Source organism: Brachyspira alvinipulli ATCC 51933 (assembly GCF_000518245.1).
In the GTDB taxonomy this organism is placed as follows: Bacteria; Spirochaetota; Brachyspiria; order Brachyspirales; family Brachyspiraceae; genus Brachyspira; species Brachyspira alvinipulli.
In genome coordinates, this window is the sequence record NZ_JADF01000008.1 from 293949 (window position 1) to 314976 (window position 21028).

Annotated in this window: 19 protein-coding genes; 7 read left to right on the forward strand and 12 right to left on the reverse strand. The window is 25.8% G+C overall.

The features are described from left to right. Positions 1-28 precede the first annotated feature (28 nt). From T324_RS0101205 to T324_RS16405, 7 genes are all read left to right on the forward strand, one after another. Positions 29-1858 (forward strand): methyl-accepting chemotaxis protein, encoded by a 1830-nt coding sequence (locus T324_RS0101205; protein WP_028328614.1) that lies wholly within the window; start codon positions 29-31, stop codon positions 1856-1858. A 77-nt stretch (positions 1859-1935) separates the two neighbouring features. Continuing rightward, the gene (locus T324_RS0101210; RefSeq protein WP_028328615.1) at positions 1936-2169 is read left to right on the forward strand and encodes an FmdB family zinc ribbon protein; all 234 of its coding nucleotides are present in this window, start codon (positions 1936-1938) and stop codon (positions 2167-2169) included. Between the two features lie 46 nt (positions 2170-2215). Beyond that, complete coding sequence (gene rlmN, locus T324_RS16400; RefSeq protein ID WP_038374914.1) at positions 2216-3244, forward strand: dual-specificity RNA methyltransferase RlmN; 1029 nt, start codon at positions 2216-2218, stop codon at positions 3242-3244. A 68-nt stretch (positions 3245-3312) separates the two neighbouring features. After that, on the forward strand, positions 3313-5976 hold the full coding sequence (locus tag T324_RS0101225) for a DUF4132 domain-containing protein (protein ID WP_028328617.1): 2664 nt from the start codon (positions 3313-3315) through the stop codon (positions 5974-5976). Positions 5977-5988: 12 nt separating this feature from the next. After that, complete coding sequence (locus tag T324_RS0101230; RefSeq protein WP_028328618.1) at positions 5989-6711, forward strand: polyprenol monophosphomannose synthase; 723 nt, start codon at positions 5989-5991, stop codon at positions 6709-6711. A gap of 13 nt (positions 6712-6724) precedes the next feature. Then, positions 6725-7711: an ABC transporter substrate-binding protein gene (locus tag T324_RS0101235; RefSeq protein ID WP_028328619.1), complete on the forward strand. Its 987-nt coding sequence runs from the start codon at positions 6725-6727 to the stop codon at positions 7709-7711. A gap of 121 nt (positions 7712-7832) precedes the next feature. Then, positions 7833-8717, forward strand: a complete 885-nt coding sequence (locus T324_RS16405) for an ABC transporter substrate-binding protein (RefSeq protein WP_245580602.1) — start codon at positions 7833-7835, stop codon at positions 8715-8717. Here T324_RS16405 and aroA read toward each other — a convergent pair. The 12 genes from aroA to T324_RS0101300 form a co-directional block, all read right to left on the reverse strand. Next, a complete protein-coding gene (gene aroA / locus T324_RS0101245; RefSeq protein ID WP_028328620.1) occupies positions 8712-9971 on the reverse strand; it encodes a 3-phosphoshikimate 1-carboxyvinyltransferase in 1260 nt (419 codons plus the stop codon). The genes T324_RS16405 and aroA overlap by 6 nt on opposite strands. 18 nt (positions 9972-9989) lie before the next feature. Next, positions 9990-10946, reverse strand: coding sequence for a signal recognition particle-docking protein FtsY (gene ftsY, locus T324_RS0101250; protein WP_028328621.1), 957 nt, complete (start codon positions 10944-10946; stop codon positions 9990-9992). A 150-nt stretch (positions 10947-11096) separates the two neighbouring features. Continuing rightward, positions 11097-11765, reverse strand: coding sequence for a rubrerythrin family protein (locus T324_RS0101255; RefSeq protein ID WP_084548579.1), 669 nt, complete (start codon positions 11763-11765; stop codon positions 11097-11099). A 228-nt stretch (positions 11766-11993) separates the two neighbouring features. Then, entirely contained in the window at positions 11994-12860 is an 867-nt protein-coding gene (locus tag T324_RS0101260) for an ankyrin repeat domain-containing protein (protein ID WP_028328623.1), read from the reverse strand. Beyond that, complete coding sequence (locus T324_RS0101265) at positions 12842-13036, reverse strand: hypothetical protein (protein WP_028328624.1); 195 nt, start codon at positions 13034-13036, stop codon at positions 12842-12844. Before T324_RS0101265 ends, T324_RS0101260 begins: the two co-directional genes overlap by 19 nt. A 19-nt stretch (positions 13037-13055) precedes the next feature. Beyond that, the gene (locus T324_RS0101270) at positions 13056-14039 is read right to left on the reverse strand and encodes an ankyrin repeat domain-containing protein (protein WP_028328625.1); all 984 of its coding nucleotides are present in this window, start codon (positions 14037-14039) and stop codon (positions 13056-13058) included. A gap of 21 nt (positions 14040-14060) precedes the next feature. After that, positions 14061-15482: a hypothetical protein gene (locus T324_RS0101275; protein WP_028328626.1), complete on the reverse strand. Its 1422-nt coding sequence runs from the start codon at positions 15480-15482 to the stop codon at positions 14061-14063. 144 nt (positions 15483-15626) lie between these two features. Next, the gene (locus tag T324_RS0101280; protein ID WP_028328627.1) at positions 15627-16814 is read right to left on the reverse strand and encodes an aminotransferase-like domain-containing protein; all 1188 of its coding nucleotides are present in this window, start codon (positions 16812-16814) and stop codon (positions 15627-15629) included. 110 nt (positions 16815-16924) lie between these two features. Next, positions 16925-17794, reverse strand: a complete 870-nt coding sequence (rarD, locus tag T324_RS0101285; RefSeq protein ID WP_028328628.1) for an EamA family transporter RarD — start codon at positions 17792-17794, stop codon at positions 16925-16927. A 264-nt stretch (positions 17795-18058) separates the two neighbouring features. Then, entirely contained in the window at positions 18059-18706 is a 648-nt protein-coding gene (rpe, locus tag T324_RS0101290) for a ribulose-phosphate 3-epimerase (protein WP_028328629.1), read from the reverse strand. Between the two features lie 13 nt (positions 18707-18719). Then, positions 18720-19457, reverse strand: a complete 738-nt coding sequence (gene rnc / locus T324_RS0101295; RefSeq protein ID WP_028328630.1) for a ribonuclease III — start codon at positions 19455-19457, stop codon at positions 18720-18722. A gap of 115 nt (positions 19458-19572) precedes the next feature. Further along, a complete protein-coding gene (locus T324_RS0101300; protein WP_028328631.1) occupies positions 19573-21027 on the reverse strand; it encodes a VWA domain-containing protein in 1455 nt (484 codons plus the stop codon). Between the last annotated feature and the right edge of the window lies 1 nt (position 21028).

Consider the following 21028-nt stretch of genomic DNA (forward strand, 5'->3'; position numbering starts at 1 on the left):
ATTATATAATTTCTACATTGAGGTCACCATGAAAGCCATATTTAAACATATGAACAATCTAATATTTAAATTTTTATTCCCATTTTCAGCATTTTTGTTAGTAGTATATATAGGATTGATTGTAATATATGAACCTGTATATAAAAAAGTATTTATTAATGAAAAAATAAATTTAATTAATAATATTAAAACAGATATATATAATTGGCTTTTATATTTTGATTCTAAAATAGAAATTATAAGATCATACAATACCAGTCCAATATCAAAAGAAGATATGTTAAACGCTTTTGGTGAAATATTAAAAGATAAAGGTATGGTAGATTTATATTTTGCCAATGATATACCATATAAAGATGGAGGCTCTTTTATTAACCTTTTGGAAGCTAGTCTTCCTCCAGATTACGACCAAACTACCAGAGAATGGTATCAGGGTGCTTTAAAAACAACTAATTTTTATATTTGTGCTCCTTATATTGCAGCTACTACAGGTGAAGTTGTGGTTACTTTTGCTAAAGCAGTTTATACAAATAATGCTTTAAAAGGTATTATTGGAATGGATATATCATTAAAAAATTTGGATGTTATAGCAGATAAATATTCTTCAAAATATGATGTAACAATGAATGTAATTACAGATAAAGGGGTATATCTAAACCATAAAGACCCTCAATATTTACTAAGTAAAAAAAATACTTTAGTTTCTAATCCTTTATTTTCAAAACATATGAATGACTTATTGAATAATAATCTTTTTTATAATTTGGGTAAAAAAGATTGGATAATGAGTACGCATATACCGTATGTTACTTGGATATGTACTGTTTCAGGAAATACTTCTCAATTAAATAAATCTATAATGTCATTTAGATTAATGTCATTAGTTGTTATTTTACTTTTAATTTTATTAGAAACTGTACTTGTAATTCTAATAGCTAAGCCTATTTCAAACAGTTTAAATATAGTATCAGATAATATTAGTCAAATGTCTAATGGAAATTTCCACATTCAATTTAATGAAAAATATACCAATAAAAAAGATGAAATGGGAAAAGTAGTAAATTCAATAAATAGAATGCAAGTTAATATATCAGAAGTAATATTTAATATAAAATCAGAAATTAATGTTATTAATAATGATGCTATTACAATATCAAATGGAAGTTCAAACTTATCTGACAGAACTGCATCTCAGGCAGCTTCATTGGAAGAATTGGCAAGTTCTATAGAAGCATTGTCAGCATCATTAAGAGAAACTTCAATAAATGTATCAAATGCCAAAGATGTTAGTTCAAAAGCAGCAGATGCTACTAAAAGCAGTGTAGAAGCATCAAGCAAAACATTAAAAGATATGCAGGAAATATCAGAATCTAGTAAAAAAATATCTGAAATAACAAAAATGATACAATCTATAGCATTTCAAACTAATATACTTGCTCTAAATGCCGCTGTTGAGGCTGCACGTGCAGGAGAACAAGGAAGAGGATTTGCTGTTGTTGCATCAGAAATAAGATCATTAGCTCAAACGGTAAATGATGCTGCAAGCGAAATAACAAATATAACATCTGACACTATAGAAAAAATTAATAAAGGTAATGAGGCGGTTGAACTATCAGCAAAATTATTAGGAGATATAGAGACATTTGTTGTTGAGGTATCTGAAGAATTAGCAAATATAACAAATGCGATAAGACAGGAAGATGAAAATATTTCTCAAATAAAAATTGCTGTTGATCAATTAAATGATATTACTCAGGAAAATTCTTTCATGGCACAAGAAAGTGCTGATTTAAGTAAAAATGTGTCTGAGAAAACTGAAAATATGGTGAAAAATTTAGATTATTTCTCTTTAGGTTAATAAAGAAAATACTTGACAGATTTGCATTTAAATATATATATTAATAAAATAAATTTGTTTTAAAAAAAGGAAATATTATGCCAACTTATGAATATAAATGTGAAAAGTGCGGTAATGAATTTGAGGAATTTCAATCAATGTCAGCAGAGGCTAAAGCAAATTGTCCAGAATGCGGTGCAGAAGCTAAAAGAATGATATCTCTTAATAGCGGAATCATATTCAAAGGCAAAGGCTTTTATGTAAATGATTATAAAGGAAAAAACAGTGCCTCTTCAAATGGAGATAATACAACTCCTACTAAAAGCTGCTGAGGAGTTTAATTTAACTTATAGGTTATAAGTTATTAAAGTAAAAATTATGCCTAAAAAAATATCAATAATGAATATCTCAGAAGATGAATTATCTAAATTCTGTGAGGATAATGGTTTTCCAAAATTTCATGCATCTCAAATACTTGATTGGATATATAAAAAGTATGCTGTAAGTTTTGAAGAGATGAGTAATATTCCTAAAAATTTAAGAGCTATACTTAATGATAATTGTTTCATACATAATTCTAAAATAGAAAACATATCAGAAGATGAGTATGGAACACAAAAATTATTAATATCATTATACGACAAAAAAAAGATTGAATCTGTTATTTTAAATAAAAATGATAGAGTAACTTTTTGTTTATCATCACAAGTAGGATGCGGATATGGATGTGCTTTCTGTGCCACAGGAAGTATGGGACTGTCTAGAAATTTGACTGCTGATGAAATATTAGCAGAATTTTTATTAATGAGAGCTGTCACTAAAAAAGTAAATTCTATAGTTTTTATGGGTATGGGAGAACCTCTTGCAAATACTAAAAATTTATTTAAAGCTATAGAAACTATAAATTCATTTAAAGGGTTTAATTTAGGAATAAGACATATTACAATATCAACATCAGGAGAGGTAGTTGGTATAAAGCAGCTTATAGAAAAAGATTTAGACTGCAGGCTAGCTGTATCATTGCATTCATTAAAGAATGAAGTTAGAGATAAAATAATGCCTATAAATAAAAGATATCCTATAGAAAATCTTATGGCTATTCTAAAAAGATACAGTAAAAATGGAAAAAGAATGATAACTTTTGAATGGGTATTAATAAAAGATATCAATGATTCTGTAAATGACGCTTATAGAATTGTAAATTTAAAAAAAGAATTTCCATTTAAAGTTAATGTAATACCTATGAATCCGGTAGAACATGCCCCTGAGTTGAAAAGGCCAAATAAAGATATTATACTAAGATTCAAATCTATATTAAAAGATAATGGAGTTGAAGTAGTGGAAAGATTCAAACAAGGTCAAGAAATTCTTGCCGGATGCGGACAATTAGCAATAAAAAATATGTAAAAAAATATAGTATTTATTTTTTGAATAACATTATATAATATTTGCTATAAATTATAAAAGAGTATCATATGGATAAATTCAATAGTTCTTTATTTTCTAGAAAATATCAGGGATATAATTTAGAAAAAGAAATATGTTCTATTAATAACAGTATAATAGAAAATGATATATATGCTCTTGATTTTTTAAGAGAAGCAAATTTTACATATCACACAGATAAAGAATATTTTTACATCATATATAATAAATTAGAAAAAAGTAATAACTGCGGAATATATTTAATACTTACTGCTATACTATTAAAAAATAATGATGAAAAAGCAAATCTAAAAATAGCTGATAAAAAAATAGATATATTAATGCATAAAATCTATGATTCCTACTATGCAAAATATAATATAGAAGAACATATAGGAACACCTAATAGCCTTACAATAATAAATGATGATATAATATATGAAGATGATAAAAGATATGAATTAATAAAGAAATTCAAAGTAAAAAAATCTGCCTATGGTTATTTCTGTGCTTCCAAACCATATGATCCGTATAATTTAAATAAAAAACCAAATAGAAATAATATAGCTTTTATAAAAAAATCATTATTAACAAATTATAGAATATATTATATATTATTATTATCTGAATATTCTAAAAAAGCAAAAAAATTATTAAATATAATAATAAAAACTAAAAGTTACAAATCATTTATATATTTAATTCTAACAAGAAAAGAAGGATTTAATTTAACATATCAGGAAAGTTTAGACTATTTTAATTCATTGGGAATAACATTATCTGATATTATAATATCTTATATATTTTTCTATTCATATAATGATTCTATATCATATTATGATTCTTTTGCTCTCCAAATAAAAAATAAAGAATTCAATGATTTCTTCTACTCCATAATAAAATGCAATCAGGAATATTTTGAAAACATATTTTCAAGCAAAAGTTTCGTTAATATCATCACTAAAAATAGTAAAAATTTTATACCATTTTTAAATCATCTTTACAGCAGTGATGTTAATTTTAATTCAAGTAAGGTATTATGCTCACTTTTAGATAATAAATCAAATAATATAAAAAGAACGGCCATTAAAATTATAAACCATAAAAAAAGAGAGGTTTATGAATATTTAAAAAATTTGGATAATGATTTGGCAAAAGATATAATAAAAAGATGGAAAAATAAAAAAATAATCAAATCAGGCTTCAAAGATATTAACAGCATAGTTAATTTTGTTAATAAAAATTACAATAAAAAATTTGAAAAGAATTTAATATGCATAGATGAATCTTTATTATACGGAGTACTTAGTAAGGATACAAACCAAAATATTCCAATAATAGTTATTAAATATATATATATGGAATATTCAAAATTAAAAAATCCAATAAAAATAAAAGATTTAGATAAAATAATATCATATTTTGATTTTAATTCATTTTTAGGGGTTATAAAAAATGTGTATGAGAGATGGATATTTGAAGGAGCTAATACATCATACAAATATATAATGATACCATATCTTATATATGAAAATGAATATAATATAGATAAAATTGTATATAAAATTAGAGAATGGTGCGAATCCGGCAGAATGTCATTAGCAAATTATGCCATATCAACATTATCATCTAATGGAAGTATATGCTCTTTAATGATAATAGATTATATATCAAATAATTTTCAATATTTCCAAATAAAAAACACTTCAAAATCGGCATTTAAATTAGCGGCTAAAAAATTAAAAATTACTGAAGATGAATTAAGTGATAAAATAATACCTAATTACAATATAGATAAAAATGGAAAAAAAATATTAAAAGATGAAAACAATTCATTTACTATATATATTAATGATAAATTAGATATTGATAAAATTGTTGATAATAAAACTAATAAAAATATCACTAAATTTAATAAAGATATAGGTGAAAATATAATTAATAATTTTTATATTATGAAAAATTATATAAAAATATCTTACAAATTTCAAATTTTTAGACTGCATAAAGCTTTAATGTCTGGAAAAAAGTGGACTTTTTCAAATTGGAAAAATATTTTTATAGAAAATTACATGATGAATATAGCATCAAATTTATTCATATGGTTAGTATATGATAAAAATAATAAATTATTAAATCATCTTAAATATGATAGGGTTAAAAATATATTTTATACTTTAGACCAAACTGAATATAGATTAAATAAAAATCATAAATTATCATTGGCAAGTCCGGTAGAAATGTCAAAAGAAGATATAGAAAAATCTAAACTGCTGCTAAAAAAATTAAAAATTAAACAGCCATTCAATCAGATGCAGAATATTAATTTTAGTTTTAAAGATGGGGATATCAAAGAAAATATTATTATAAAATATAGAAATATAGAGATAAAATTAAAAACTTTTAAAAATTTAGCACGTACACTTGATATAGAATTAGATTATGATAATTCTTATATAATAGGATATAAAATTATTGAAACATCTATAGCAACCGGCATTAAAATAAATTTAATCGGTATGGATAATGCAATAGATGATAATGATTTAATAATGTTTGGAGATATAGTATTTTATAATATAGAAAATGATGATATATTTTCCTATAAAAATATAATAGATCCTAGAAATACGAACACAAGATATGTTACTTATATAATGAATACTATAGATAATTATCTGAAAAAGAATTCATTAAAAAAATCAAATAATTAAAAGGTTATTTAAATGAAAGCTATAATTGTATTACCAACTTATAATGAAAAAGATAATATAGAAAAAATGATAAACACTATCTTGAATTTACCTGAATATATAGAACTATTGGTTGTAGATGACAACAGTCCTGACGGTACGGCTGGTATAGTAGAAAAATATTTAGATAATAACAGAGTACATTTATTAAAAAGAGAAAAAAAAGAAGGACTTGGACCAGCTTATATTGCCGGATTTAAACATTCATTTCAATATAATCCGGATTATGTTATAGAAATGGATGCTGATTTTTCTCATGATCCAAATTTTGTAATTAAATTTATAAATAGAATGGAGGAAGAAAAACTTGATTTAGTAATAGGTTCAAGATACTGTAATGGTATAAGTGTTGTCAATTGGCCGCTTAGAAGATTATTTTTATCCTATTATGGAAATAGATATGCTTCTTTTGTATTAGGTTCAAAAATTATGGATATTACAGGAGGTTTTAAATGCTTCAGAGTATCTGTTTTAAAGAATATGAATTTTGACAATATACTTTCTGCAGGATATTCATTTCAAATAGAAATGAATTATTCATTTGAAAGCAATGGATATAATGTAAAAGAAGAACCCATTATATTTTATGAACGAAGAAGCGGACAATCAAAAATGTCTAAAAACATCATAGCAGAAGCTTTATTTAGAGTTATACGTTTAAGATTTAGAAATAAAAAAAGATATTTTAATAATTAAATGCGGGAAAATTATGAAAAATGTTATAATATATTTAGTTTTGATAATTACACTGATAGTATCATGTTCAAAAAATGAAGAAAACAAGATTGATAATTACACTAAAATTAATGTTGGATATTTATCTGATTTTGCAGGAGCATCTGCTGTATCAGTAGCAAAAGAAAAAGGTTTTTTTGAAGAAGAAAATTTAGATGTTGAATTATTCAAATTCTTTAACGGGCCTGCAGAAATAGCATCCTTAATATCTAAAGAATTAGATTTTGCCTATATAGGACATGGGGCACATTATCATGCAATTATAGGAAAAGTGCAAGTATTATTTCCTAATGGAATAAGCAAAGCTGAAAAAATAATGGCTGGTAAATGGGCTAATATAAAAACTATAAATGATTTAAGAAGGAAAACTGTAGCAACACATTTAGGTACTTCAGGTCAAATTATTTTAGATATAGCATTGCAAAAGGCAAATATAAATCACAATGAAATAAACATAACAAATATAAATATTACAAATTTAGCAAATGCATTCATAAATAGAAAGGTTGATGCTGTATCAATTTGGGCACCATATACAGCAGATATTATCTCAAAAATGTCAAATCAATATATAATATTAGCTTCCACACAGGACTTCTCAGATGATGTTACATTTACGAGTAGTTTTATAACAACTAAAAATTATATTAATGAATATCCTGATATAGTCAAAAGATTTTCAAAAGCTATATTAAAAGCTATGGACTATAGAAAAGATAATATAGAAGAGACAGTTCTTTTGGTTGCTGAACTTACCGGTAATAATATAGAATTGGTAAATAGCGAAATAGATACAGGAGAGTGGTTTACATCAAAAGATTTAAAAAATGCATGTGAAAATGGAACTATATTAAAATGGTATGAAACTCAGCAGAAAGTATTTTTAAATACAGATGTTATTAAAGAATCTATAGCTATAACTAATTACTTGGAGTTAGAAATACTAAAAAGTATATTATGAAATATGATATAATAAAAACTGAGGATAAAATTATGAAAAAAATTATTTTTGTTTTATTTATTTTTGTTTTGATATCATGTAATAATAATATTCAAGAAAATAAAAAAACTGAAAAATAAAAATAAGAGTCGGTTATTTATCAGAATTTGCTGGTGCTGCAACTGTTGCTGTTGCAAAAGAAAAAGGTTTCTTTGAAGAAGAAAATCTGGATGCTGAATTATTTCAATTTTTTAATGGTCATGCTGCTATTATATCAATGATTTCAAAAGAGATTGATTTTTCATATATAGGACATGCTACTCACTTTCTAATAATAAATGGAAAAGCACAAATTTTATTTCCAGATTCTATAAGTAAAGCTGAGCAAATAATATCTGCAAATTATATTAACAGTATATATGATTTAAAAGGAAAAACAGTAGCAACACATTTTGGAACCTTAGGAGAAGCTATGCTTTATGCCGTATTAAATAGTTCTGGTTTAGAAATAGATGATATTAAGTTATCAAATATAAATGTAACAAATCTTTCTTACTACCTCACAAATAAAAAAGTTGATGCTATATCAACATGGATACCATACACTATAGATATAACAAATAACTATAAAGTATTAGCATATATAACAAACTATTCCAATGTAATTTCATTAACTACCAGCTTTGTATCAACTACAGAATATATAAATGAAAACCCAGAAATAGTAAAAAAATTTTCAAGAGCAATGTTAAAAGCTATGGATTATAGAAAGAATCATTTAGATGAAACTGCATATTTAGTTTCTAAACTTACTAGAACAAATGTAGAATTTATAAAAAAGGAAATAGATGCCTCTATATGTTTTGACTCCTCAGATATAAAGAAAGCATATGAAAACGGAGAAATATTAAGATGGTATGAAACTCAGCAAAATGTATTTTTAAAGTCCAGTGTTATTAAAGAAAGTGTTCCAGTAACAAATTATATACAATTAAAAATACTCAAAAATGTATTAGAAAGTCTATGAAATGCGAGCTCCTATACTTCCAAATTGTTCTATAAAATTAAAAGACGATTTATTTATAGATTCAGCATCATCTATAATAATGCTATTTTTGGCAACTATAGAAGCAACTGCTAAAGACATAGCTATTCTATGATCATTATGTGAAGTTGTTTCTCCGCCTTCCAATCTTTCAACACCCTCTATAAATATATTATCATCTGTAGCTTCTATTTTAGCCCCTATTTTATTAAAACTGTCTTTCAAATCGTTTATTCTATCACTTTCTTTATATTTCAATCTTCCAGCATTATATAGTTTAGTAGTACCTTTTGCAGTAGATGCTAATGCAGTTATTATTGGAGCTAAATCAGGTATATTTGAAACATCTATATCTAAAGCATGCAGTCTGTTTGCTTTTTTAATCGTTATAGAATTATCATCATTATATGTAATAGAAGCTCCCATAAATTTTAATATATTAATTATTTCTTTATCTCCCTGAATAGAATATTTATTAAGACCATATAAAGTTACTTCTCCGCCCAATGCACCAGCAACAGCAAAAAATGCTGCATGAGACCAGTCAGATTCTATTTCATAATCAATAGCAGAATATTCTTGATTTCCATAAACTTCTATAGTATTAATATTCTGTTTGCATATATCCATATTTGCAGATTTTAAAGTTTTTAATGTCATCATAACATAAGGAGCCGACTCTAACTCACCTTCTATAATAATTTTTGAACTGTCTTCTAACAAAGGCAAAGCAAATAATAAACCGCTTACAAATTGACTGCTGATGTTTCCAGGAATATAAAAATCTGAACTTCTTAATTTACCGGATACTATAAGAGAATCTTCTTTTAAATCAAATAATAACCCCTGCTCTTTCCATATATTTTTATATATATCCATAGGTCTTAAAAATAATTTTTTAGAACCTGTAAATGTACAATTTATTCCAAGTGCCGAAATAATTGGTATTAATAATCTTAAACTAGTTCCAGATTCCATTACATTTATCGTAATATTATCAGGATATTTTTCTTTTGGAATTATTTTAAGCAAATCATCAATCAATTCAAAATCAGCAAAATGTGATACAGCATTTTTAGTAACTTCAATATCAGTTCCTACATTATTAATCCAAGGCTTTATCATACTAGGCTTTTTGGCTAATGATGCAGAAATTAAAGCTCTATGTGCATCACTTTTACTTATTTGAATATAAACAGAACCAAAAATTTCAGAAGGCTTAACGGTTAGAGACATAATGAAACTCCGAAATAATTATTGTAATATAGAATCTACAAAACTTACGGCATCAAATTCTCTAAAATCATCAACCTTTTCACCAAAACCTCCATAAAAAATAGGCAATGATAAATAATGTGCTACACTTATAGCTACTCCGCCCTTAGCAGAACTATCCATTTTTGAAACTATTGCTCCCTGTATATCCAAAGCACTTGTAAATACTTTAGCCTGCTCTATACCATTATGACCAACATTAGCATCTAATACCAATATAGGAACAAAATTGAATTCTGAAAATCTTTCTGTTGCTATCTTTTTCATTTTTTCAAGCTGTCTAACCAAATTCTCTTGATTGTGAAATCTTCCAGCAGTATCAACTATAACAATATCAGCATTTACAGATTTTGCTTTATCCAAAGCTGAAAATAATACACTTGCTGGATCTCCTGCCTGCTGACCTTTAACTATGGTAACATTAAGTCTATTAGCCCATTCTTCTAATTGCTCTATTGCTGCTGCTCTAAATGTATCTGCTGCTGCTAATATAACCTTATGATCATTCTTTAGTATATTCGCAAGTTTAGCTATAGAGGTAGTCTTACCTACTCCATTTACTCCAACTACAAATAAAATATTCTTTTCTTTTAATTCTATTTTTTTAGAAATAAATTTTGATATTAGAATTTCTCTTAAATGTTTTTTAGCTTCTTCCGGTTCTTTTATATTTTCTTTCTCTACAACTTCTCTTAATTTTGAAATAATATCTTTTGTGGTTTCTACACCAGCATCGGCTGTTATTAATGTATTCTCTAAACTTGCAAAAAACTCATCATTAATTGCAGAAGTATTAAAAAGAGATGATAATGAAAATTTACTCTTAGAACTTGTTAATGATACTTTTGGCTTTTTAGTTCTTTTCATTAAAACCAAAATTACAATCACAGCTACTATAACTACACATACTGCTATTATTATATTTGTATATTGCATTCTTATTTATTCTCCATTATTATTTTTAAAGGTTTCAAATATTATATAAGCTATTAATATTTTTTCAAGTTATAAATTCAATAAAAAAAGCATTGATAATACCATAATATTATCAATGCTTTGCCTCTATAATATAAAATTAGTTTTTTATTATTTAAAAGCCTGAAAAGAACTAGCTGTAGCATTACAAAGAGGACATTTACCAGGAGCTGATCCTGCTTCTACATATCCACAAATAGGACATACATAATATCCTTCTGGTAAAACAGAATTAGAATTTAAAGCCTTAATAGTTTTATTATATAAAGCAGCATGAGTTTTTTCAACTGCAGCAATTCTGTTCATCAAATCAGCAACATTTTTATTGTTTTCTGAAGCAGCTACTTTACTAAATGCAGGATACATTTTTGTGTATTCATAAGTTTCACCAGCTACTCCTGTTTTCAAATTCTCTATATCTGTACCTGATTTTACAGCATTAATTTGAGCTGTCAAAGCTTTAGTAGATAATTTAGAAGACATAGCAATATCATTTAAAAGCTTAGCATGTATACCTTCAGCAGCAGAAGCGACTCTAAACATAGCAGCTACACTTTTATTTTGTGATTTTTTAGCAAATTCAGCATACATAGCTGATGCATTTCTTTCACCATTGTATGACTGCATTATACCATCTATTGTAGATTTTGCTGTTTGACCATAAATTAAAGCGGTAAAAACAAATGAAAATGAAATTAATAAAGTAATTTTTTTAACATAGCGTTTTCCTTGAAAAAATATAGTGTTGTATGCAGAGGCAGCATACACTATATATAACATATTATATATAGTAAAGTAAAATATTATATAAGATAATTTCACAAAAATATAAAAAATATAATTATAATAAACTAAATAAAACCATATTAAACAACAAATTAAACAAAAAAATAAATATTTAATATATATATAATAATTCACTATTTCAACTTATTTAGCCGAATAGACACATACTCGAAAAAAGAAGCGGCAATTTTATAACTTTATAACAAGCCTATGGATTATATTTTAAATACAACAATTATCCACACCGAATTTTACTGCATCATTATCATTATACTTATAATAAATATCTACTTTATTATTCTCTAATACATTTTCTGAAGAAATTCTATCTAAATAAAACATATTATTATCAAGTTTAAAAGTATAATACTTATTTACCAAACTATAATGATCCATATACTCTATAGTTATATATTTTCCTTTATGCACTGCATATGTAAAACTATAATGCATAAAAGGAAAAAAAATTCCTCCTATAAAAACAGCATTATTATCATTAATTTCCCAAAAACTTATATATTGATCTGTAATACTCTCTCCCCACCTTCCATAAGGAGAACCATTATCTACAGCAATGGAACTTAAATAATAATTTTTACCGTCTATTTCTATAATGGAATTTATTTTATTATTAACTCCGTCATATTCATAAAGCTTAAATTTATCATAGTCAAATTCATTTTCCGGACCTAAATTCTCTTTTTCTATATAAGCAGGCAAAATTTCATTTGCTTTTGTAAGAAGAGTATCTGTTATTTTATTAATCAAATTATTCTTATCATTGCCTTTTATACTCATTTTATTTAAAGCATCATTCATATTCTTCTCAAAAAAATTCTGCTCATAAGAATTTTTTAATAATGAATAATATAAATCTCTATGTTCCTGATTATCTTTATCAAACCATTCTTTCATATTATTTAAAGCATTAGTGTCATTAAGATTTACCCCATTTTCTACTAAAATATTAGCAGCACTTAAATTAGCATCTTTACAAAAAACAGCTAATATGCTTTCTCCATCTACACCTACAGCATTAATATCAGCACCTGATTTTACAAGACCTGAAACTATGTCAGAATATCCCATTTCAGCAGATTTGTAAAAGCCTCATAGAATTTTTTATCTTTTACAAATTTTTCTATTTCAGCTATACCATCATCGCCTTCATGATTTTTTAAAGCTAATTTTAAATCTTTATTGGAACCGCATGAAATAAAAAATAATAAAGATAAACAAATAAAGCATTTAAGTATGGTTTTCATTTTAATTTCCTTTAATAAATTAGTTTACTCTAAAACTGCGGTAATTATCATAACTATTATAACTGTTATTATAATTATCATTTATTGAAAATTCTATAGTGCTTTGTTTATTATTCTTACTATACTGACTAGGAAATTCTAATCTTATAGGTATTTCAATCTTATCATTTCCTTCTATAACAAAAATAAATTCATTATTAATAGAACTCTCTTGAACATCAACGTCATCATAAAGCTCTATTTGTAGTTCATATACAACACTATCACCTTCAGTATATTTATCAACTAATGCACCTGAAGAAAGTTCCATATTATATTCATTATATTCTACTTTTGGGACATACAATTTTATATTAAGATAATTATCAAGCACATATTCATCTTTGTTAGTCACCCTTGTATTTAAATACATAAGAACTTTTCTATTAATACCAAATCTTCTATTATCTTCTGAAGCATAAAATTTATATCCGGAATAACTGCTTTCGCTTACAGAATATCCGGGCTGATAATATTTAAATGTTGTTGTAAAATCTAAATCAGATTTTGATATATCCAATACAATCTCTTTACCTTTCACATTTGTAGCTGAATTTAAATAATTAAGCAGCTGTCTTTTCGAATAAGAATCAGTAATACTATCTAAAATACCATATCCATTATTGTCTTTTGCAGAAACATCTGCCCCATTTTCTATTAAAATTTTAGCAGCATCTATGTCATTATTTCTGCAAAATAAAATCAAAGGTGTAGCTCCGTCTAAACTTTTTTCTTCTATATCGGCACCAAACTTTACAAGTCCATCGACTATATCAGCATATCCGCTTGAAGCTGCCAAATATAATGCCCTTCCCAATTCTTTTTTTTGCACCAACTCTTTTATTTCAGAAACATTATTTTTTTCACTATTATTTTTCAAAGCCAGCCTTAAATCTTCTCCTCTATTAGAACATGACAAAATAAAAAATAATAGTAAAATAATTGAATTAAATAATTTATTCATAAATAAAACCTTAAATATATTTTAGAAGTATCCTTTTAAAAGCTCTATTATACTTTTTAAAGAATTTTGACCATTTTGGTTTAAATTAATTCTAAGAGAGGCTTTAAAAGTACTATCATTGACTAAATTAATAACTCCGCTTACAGATTTAACACTTCTAATTAATGCTTTTGTATTATTATCAGCACCTTTAGATAAGAAGCCTGACATACTATTAACATCTAAATGGAGAGAAATATCATTATTTTTAGCAAATTTTGAATAAGAATTAGAATTTACATAATTTTCTAAGTCAAAATTTGATCCAGACTTCGTTATAATCGCAATAGAATCTATTATATACATATCAAAATCTCCGCTTTCCAATAAAAGCACATTATTATCAATTCTTTGCAAATATTCTCCTGAATCTTCAAGAAAATTAATAAAATCTCTTCTATTCTTTAAAGAAATAAGTCCGACAAACTCAGGCTCAGGGTATGAGTCTTTAAGCATTACAACAATATCACCGCCCATCATATCAATAAAATCATAAAAATTAACTCCATCAATAATATCACTTCTTAATTCATAATCTAGTTCTGTATTAGCCAATGATTTTTTTAATAATCTATTAAGCTGTTTGGAGTTAAAAGCAAAAGATAAAAAGCCTATTGTATCTGAAGTATCCAAATATTTTGCTACATCGGAATTCAAAGATTTTTTTATTCCGCCTAATGATAGGTTTGGACAATACACTTCTGCATTTATAGCAATACTTTTATCATTAAAATCTAAAGAGGCTGCAAAAGATAAATCTTTATCAATATCATCAATATAATCTGCATTACTAGAATCAAAAGAAAGCAGAGATCTAACATTCGCCCATAAAGATATACAGCTTTGACTTCTTTCAAATGATAAAAAAGATCTATCTTTAATAGGATTACTTCTAAAAGCTATTTCACTTATTTTTTCTAATAATATATCTTCATCGTATTCACTATAAGTAAGACAAATCACATCATCAACAAAAACTGCTATTGCAGAATTATCTATTACAATAAATTCTTTATTTCTATATTTATAAACTTCAACTTGACTCGATGCAACTAAATCATTAAATACATACTTAGCAAAATCCATATCTGAAATTGGTATAATAAATGAAAATATTTCAGAAGAATCTTCATAAAGAATCATTCTAATATCATCATTAAAGTTTATAGATTTTATAACACCGTCTATAAAATCTCTGGTTTGATAATCTAAATCAGGAGTAAATTCTAAGAGCATATCATATATCAAATCTGATGATGTAGTAGAAAGACCATTTGCTGTACTAGCAACATTAATAGACAAAACAGCTGATGATGAATCAGGAACATAGTCTATAGTCCTAGAAAACAATACATTAATATTTAATATAAAGATAAATAATAGTATAAATTTTTTTAGACTCATAACAAACCCCATTAAATAATGTAAAAAAATTATATGACATTTAGAATAAAAAAACAACCAAAAATTATTAATTTTTACAAAAAAAGCATGTATATATTATTAATATATACATGCTCAATATATTGTATATTTTTTCAAATTTAATTATTTACGCATTTGCTCAACAACTTTTGCAACTATAGACATACCTTTATCTATCATCTCAGGTGTAGAATTAGTATAATTAAGTCTTAATGTACCTAATCCTCTTTTAGCTTCATAGAAAGGATCACCCGGTATAACAGCAACGCCGGCATCAGCAGCTTTAACACAGAATTCAACCGCATCTATTCCTTTAGGTAAAGTAGCCCATATAAACATACCGCCTTCAGGACGAGTCCAATGCATGTCATCAGGTAAATGCTTATCCATAGCTTCAAGCATACAATTGCACTGCTTGCCGTATAAATCTATTATCTTTTTAATATGTGCATCATAATCATTATCTTCAAAATACTGAGCAACAACAACTTGTGCAAATGTACTTGTATGCATATCTATAAGCTGTTTATACTCTTTCATTTTAGTCCATAATTCTGGAATAGAACAAACTATCCATCCAAGTCTTAAACCAGGAGCTACTGTTTTTGAGAATGTACCCAAAAGTATAGCCTGTTCTCCTAAATATGTATATAATGATCTCTGATGCTCGCCTTTAAATCTTAATTCTCCGTAAGGGTTATCCTCTACAAAAAAAGTATCTTTACCTTTCATAGCATCTGCTATTTTTTCTCTTACAGCATTAGTATATGTTATTCCTGTAGGGTTTTGGAAATTAGGAACGGCATAGAAGAATTTATGATCATATTTATTCATAGATTCTCTAACCTGTTCAATATCTGCTCCATCTTCATTTAAATCAACTGTTTTAATATTAGGATTATACAAATGAAATGATTGTAAAGCAGCCAAATATGACGGGTCTTCAACCAAAACATTATCACCAGCATCCAATAAACATGAAGAAATAATATCTAAAGCCTGCTGAGAACCATTTGTAATGAGTATGTCTTTTACTTCAACATTGACACCTTGCTTTTTGTATCTGTTAGCAATAAACTCTCTTAAAGGCACATAACCATCAGCACTATTATATTGTAATGCATATGCTCCTTTTGTCTCTAAAACTTTATTAGCCGCAGCTTTAATTCCTTCTACAGGAAAAGATGCAGGATTAGGTAACCCACCAGCAAATGATATTAAATCACCTTTTGCCGCTACTTCCAAAATGATCTTTACAAAATTACCCTGAAAATCTTCCTGTAATGCTCTTTTTGATAATCTTAATTTCATAATCCTATCCATTTAAAAAATTTCTTTATATTATATACTACTATTAATAAGAATGCTATATAATTTTAGAAAAAATATATCTTTTTTTATAAAAAACTATTTATCAATTTTTATTTATTATTGGATAAAGAATTTCTAAATATGGATATAGCATAAAGTACAGCAGCAAGTATTATAATTGCTAATGTAATACCTCTATTTAAATTAATTTCCTCTTTATAAACAAATATAGCTAGCAAAGTTGCAAAAAGAGGCACAAAAAACTGTAAAAAACCAAGTGTAGAAATTTGAAGTCCTTTAGCTGCTTTTGCATATAAATACAATGGTATACCGGTAGCAATTCCTGCAAACATTAAAGTAATCCATGAAGATACAGGCTGAGGTTCTGCAGGAAAATATATTTTACTTAAAATTATTGAAGGTATAAGTATAGCAGAAGTTTCCAAAAATAAACTTTCCCATCCTGAATAAATAGTCATTTTTTTGAATAATCCATATATTGAAAAAGTTAATCCTATAAAAAATGCCATAACAGGAGGTCTGCCTAATGTAATGGTTTGATAAATCATTCCAATAAACATTAAAACTATAGCAGCATACTCCAATATAGTTTTTTTCTCTCTAAAAATTATTATTCCTATTAATATACTTAAAATAGGTGCTATATAATAAGCTAGTCCTGCTTCAAGAACATGCCCTGAATTAACAGTATAAATATATAAATACCAATTGATTCCTAAAAATATACCGGCTATTATTATTGAAACCAAAGGTTTTACACCTCTATATAAATTAGATTTCTTATATATAATTATTATCAATGTAAATATAAAAGTAGTTATAACCCTAATACCTAAAACAAATGCTGAATCGAAATTTTGAACAGCTTTCCAATACACTGGAAGTAGCCCCCACATTATATATGCAGTTGCAGCTAGAAAAATAGATTTATTATTATTATTATTATTATTATCTGACATTTTGAATAACCCTGAATAATTTTTGCCTGCAATAATAAAACCTAATAAAAATATTTTCAATATGTTAGTTTCAAATATTTTTTAAAAAATTAAATCTTACATTTTTTAATTCTTCTTTATGTGTTTTATTATAAATTTTTTCATATGGTTTTATAGTTGTTATTAATATTTTTTGAGAATCTTATTTATATATTTTATTTTCATTAGAATTATTATCTAATTCTTACAATCCAGATTCCTTGTATATTTAAATATTGTTCAAAATTAATTTCCTCTTAATTTATTAATAGTGTCTTTTTTATTATCACTATCAATTATAGCACTTCCAGCTACAAGAAAATTAGCACCAGCCTCTAATACTTTATCACAAGTTTTTAAATTAACTCCGCCATCAACTGCAAGAATTATATTTCTATTTCCTATTAATTTTCTAGCTTCTTTGATTTTATTTAAAGATGATTCAATAAATTTCTGTCCGCCAAATCCTGGATTAACGCTCATTATAAGCAAATAGTCAATATCATCAATAATAGGCTCTACTACATCAACTCTAGTATGAGGATTAAGTACAATACCTGCTTTTATATTATGTGCTTTTATCTGATAAATTAATCTATGTATATGAATATTACCTTCAAAATGAACGCTTATAATATCGCACCCTGCCTTAGCAAAATCATCAATATGCTTTTCAGGATTTACTATCATAAGATGAGCATCAAGAGGTATTTTACTAATCTTTTTTATATCAGAAACTACTTTAGCACCAAATGTAATCTGCGGAACAAATACTCCGTCCATTATATCCAAATGAAGATAATCGCTTCCTGAGTCTTCAAGTTCCTTTATTGTATTTTCCAAATTAGAAAATGATGCTGTTAATATTGAAGGTGCTATTAATATTTTATTCATATATTTTCCTATGTTATTTATTTTGTTTGTTTCTTTTTATTGCATTGCTTACTGTCTCTATTTTATCTAATGCACTTTTTGCTGCTTCAGTCTCAGCCTCTTTCTTACTCCTTCCAAACCCAATAGAAAAAATATTGTTATTAACATAAACTTCTGCTTTAAACATTTCATCATGATTTTCATTATCAGATACATATTCAAAAGATTTATAAATAGGACTTATTTTATGTTTTTTCTGTATAAGTTCTTGAAATATAGTTTTATAATCTTTATCAAAGTTTTCTATATCTAATTTTTTAAGTTTTTCTTTATAAGCCATCATAACAAATTTAGAAGCATTATCTATTCCGGAATCCAAATATATAGCTCCTACAATAGCTTCAAATAAATCCTCAAGCATATTAGCTCTATAGCGTCCTCCGGAAACCTCTTCTCCATGACCTAAAAGCAAAAAATCACCTAATTTAAGTTCTTTTGAAAGTTCGGATAATGACTTCTGAGATACTAAAGATGATTTTACCTTTGATAATAAACCCTCTTTACTTGTATCATATTTTTTAAATAAATAATCAGATATTATTAAAGAAAGCACAGAGTCGCCTAAAAACTCAAGTCTTTGATTATATTTCATCTTTTTTTTGGATTCATTGGCATAAGTTCTATGAGTTATGGCCTCCAAGAGATAAGCTCTATTTTTAAACTCATATTTTATAGCTTTCTGACAATTATTTAATATTTCTTCTAAATTCATTCTGTATGCTGCCTAATAATATAGCATTTATCATACTATGAAAAAAAATACAGTCAAGAAATAAATATAATTTTTTGATATTTTTTATTATTTTAATTAAATATTAATTAATTATTTAACTGCCGAATATATTTGAATACATATTTCCAGTAATCTCTTTTACAGAACCCATTGAAGAATCATAGTACCAATTATAATCAAATAAACTCTTTCCAACATTAAACATAGGGGTACTTCCTACTATAAGAGAATAAAACCTATTTTCATTTTTCTTTTGTTCCATTACTAATTTATAATCATTGTCAGTAAATTCATTAAAAACAAAATCAGAAATAAAAATTAAATCAGATTTTTTATAATTCTCGGTATTCATAGTTTTTATAGCATGCCTTAATGCTGGTATAGGATCAGTTCCGCCATTAAAACTTAATCTTAAAAACTCTATTAAATTGTCCATAGTACTAGGGTATGTTAAATCCATAGTTTCTATTTGCGTACTAAAATTTATAAGATAACAATTTCTTTTCTGCTTCATTGCACGAGTAGCCAAATATAATGTAACAGCCTTTGAAACAGTTTCAGGAACTCCGCTCATAGATCCGCTTGTATCAACACATATTATAATAGGACCTTTCTTATCTTCTTCTTCTACTTGAATTTCTTCTTCAATATATCTATCATAATAAGAGTCAATATATCCTTCCTTCTTAAAAGTTAAAAGTCTATTCTCAAAATATTTTACTCCAAATAAAGTTTCAAGCACTCCTTCAGCTAAAAGCAGTTTCTCCTGAGGAAGTATATTATGTATATCCCTAGAATAAGTTATACCAACAATCTCCTCTTCTGAATTAATATCTCTTATTTTTGTGATGAATGTTTCTTTTCTTAAAATCTTTTCTGTTTTTATAGTTTCTTCAGACCTTATAAATCTACCAAGCATATCGCATAATCTTTTTATATCTGAATTTTCTTTTAATAAATTTAAAAGTCTTTTTATATATTCAATATCTCTTTTTAATAATTTTCCTATACTCAAATCAAATAATAATCCCGTATCTTCTCCAAATATATCCTGTATATATTTCAAATTATTCAAATAATCAAAAAATTTTTCCATATCTTGAAAAAATTTTTTTCTGTATTTATCTATTTCATTTAATACCCAATTCATATATTGCTTATCAAGTTCATCTTTCCAACTATTTAAAACTGATTTTCTAATAGCTATTATCTCATTATTATATTCATCTTTTTCTAAAGAATCTATTTTTGAATAGAAGAAGTCAGCATTATTATCGCCTGCAATTAATCTATAATTTTCAATATCATTAAAAAGAGCTTCCTTATCAGCTTCATTTTCTATAAAACTATTTTTAGCTTCTTCATAAACAGAATATGAATCTTTAAATGGATTATCATTTTTTAAATGTTTTTCTAAATTATAATTAAAATCATTTATTTTCTTAGTAATTTCTTTTTGTATGTCATTATTGCTCATAAAAATATCATACTGAGAAAATCTTTCTTTTAATATATATTTAGTTTCTTTTAAAATATCATCAATATTCATG

Excerpts from the sequence above, each read along its gene's own strand:
- T324_RS0101205 (WP_028328614.1), top strand. The coding sequence starts at position 29 with ATGAAAGCCATATTTAAACATATGAACAATCTAATATTTAAATTTTTA.
- T324_RS0101210 (WP_028328615.1), top strand. The coding sequence starts at position 1,936 with ATGCCAACTTATGAATATAAATGTGAAAAGTGCGGTAATGAATTTGAG.
- rlmN (WP_038374914.1), top strand. The coding sequence starts at position 2,216 with ATGCCTAAAAAAATATCAATAATGAATATCTCAGAAGATGAATTATCT.
- T324_RS0101225 (WP_028328617.1), top strand. The coding sequence starts at position 3,313 with ATGGATAAATTCAATAGTTCTTTATTTTCTAGAAAATATCAGGGATAT.
- T324_RS0101230 (WP_028328618.1), top strand. The coding sequence starts at position 5,989 with ATGAAAGCTATAATTGTATTACCAACTTATAATGAAAAAGATAATATA.
- T324_RS0101235 (WP_028328619.1), top strand. The coding sequence starts at position 6,725 with ATGAAAAATGTTATAATATATTTAGTTTTGATAATTACACTGATAGTA.
- aroA (WP_028328620.1), bottom strand. The coding sequence starts at position 9,971 with ATGTCTCTAACCGTTAAGCCTTCTGAAATTTTTGGTTCTGTTTATATT.
- ftsY (WP_028328621.1), bottom strand. The coding sequence starts at position 10,946 with ATGCAATATACAAATATAATAATAGCAGTATGTGTAGTTATAGTAGCT.
- T324_RS0101255 (WP_084548579.1), bottom strand. The coding sequence starts at position 11,765 with ATGTTATATATAGTGTATGCTGCCTCTGCATACAACACTATATTTTTT.
- T324_RS0101260 (WP_028328623.1), bottom strand. The coding sequence starts at position 12,860 with ATGGGATATTCTGACATAGTTTCAGGTCTTGTAAAATCAGGTGCTGAT.
- T324_RS0101265 (WP_028328624.1), bottom strand. The coding sequence starts at position 13,036 with ATGAAAACCATACTTAAATGCTTTATTTGTTTATCTTTATTATTTTTT.
- T324_RS0101270 (WP_028328625.1), bottom strand. The coding sequence starts at position 14,039 with ATGAATAAATTATTTAATTCAATTATTTTACTATTATTTTTTATTTTG.
- T324_RS0101275 (WP_028328626.1), bottom strand. The coding sequence starts at position 15,482 with ATGAGTCTAAAAAAATTTATACTATTATTTATCTTTATATTAAATATT.
- T324_RS0101280 (WP_028328627.1), bottom strand. The coding sequence starts at position 16,814 with ATGAAATTAAGATTATCAAAAAGAGCATTACAGGAAGATTTTCAGGGT.
- rarD (WP_028328628.1), bottom strand. The coding sequence starts at position 17,794 with ATGTCAGATAATAATAATAATAATAATAATAAATCTATTTTTCTAGCT.
- rpe (WP_028328629.1), bottom strand. The coding sequence starts at position 18,706 with ATGAATAAAATATTAATAGCACCTTCAATATTAACAGCATCATTTTCT.
- rnc (WP_028328630.1), bottom strand. The coding sequence starts at position 19,457 with ATGAATTTAGAAGAAATATTAAATAATTGTCAGAAAGCTATAAAATAT.
- T324_RS0101300 (WP_028328631.1), bottom strand. The coding sequence starts at position 21,027 with ATGAATATTGATGATATTTTAAAAGAAACTAAATATATATTAAAAGAA.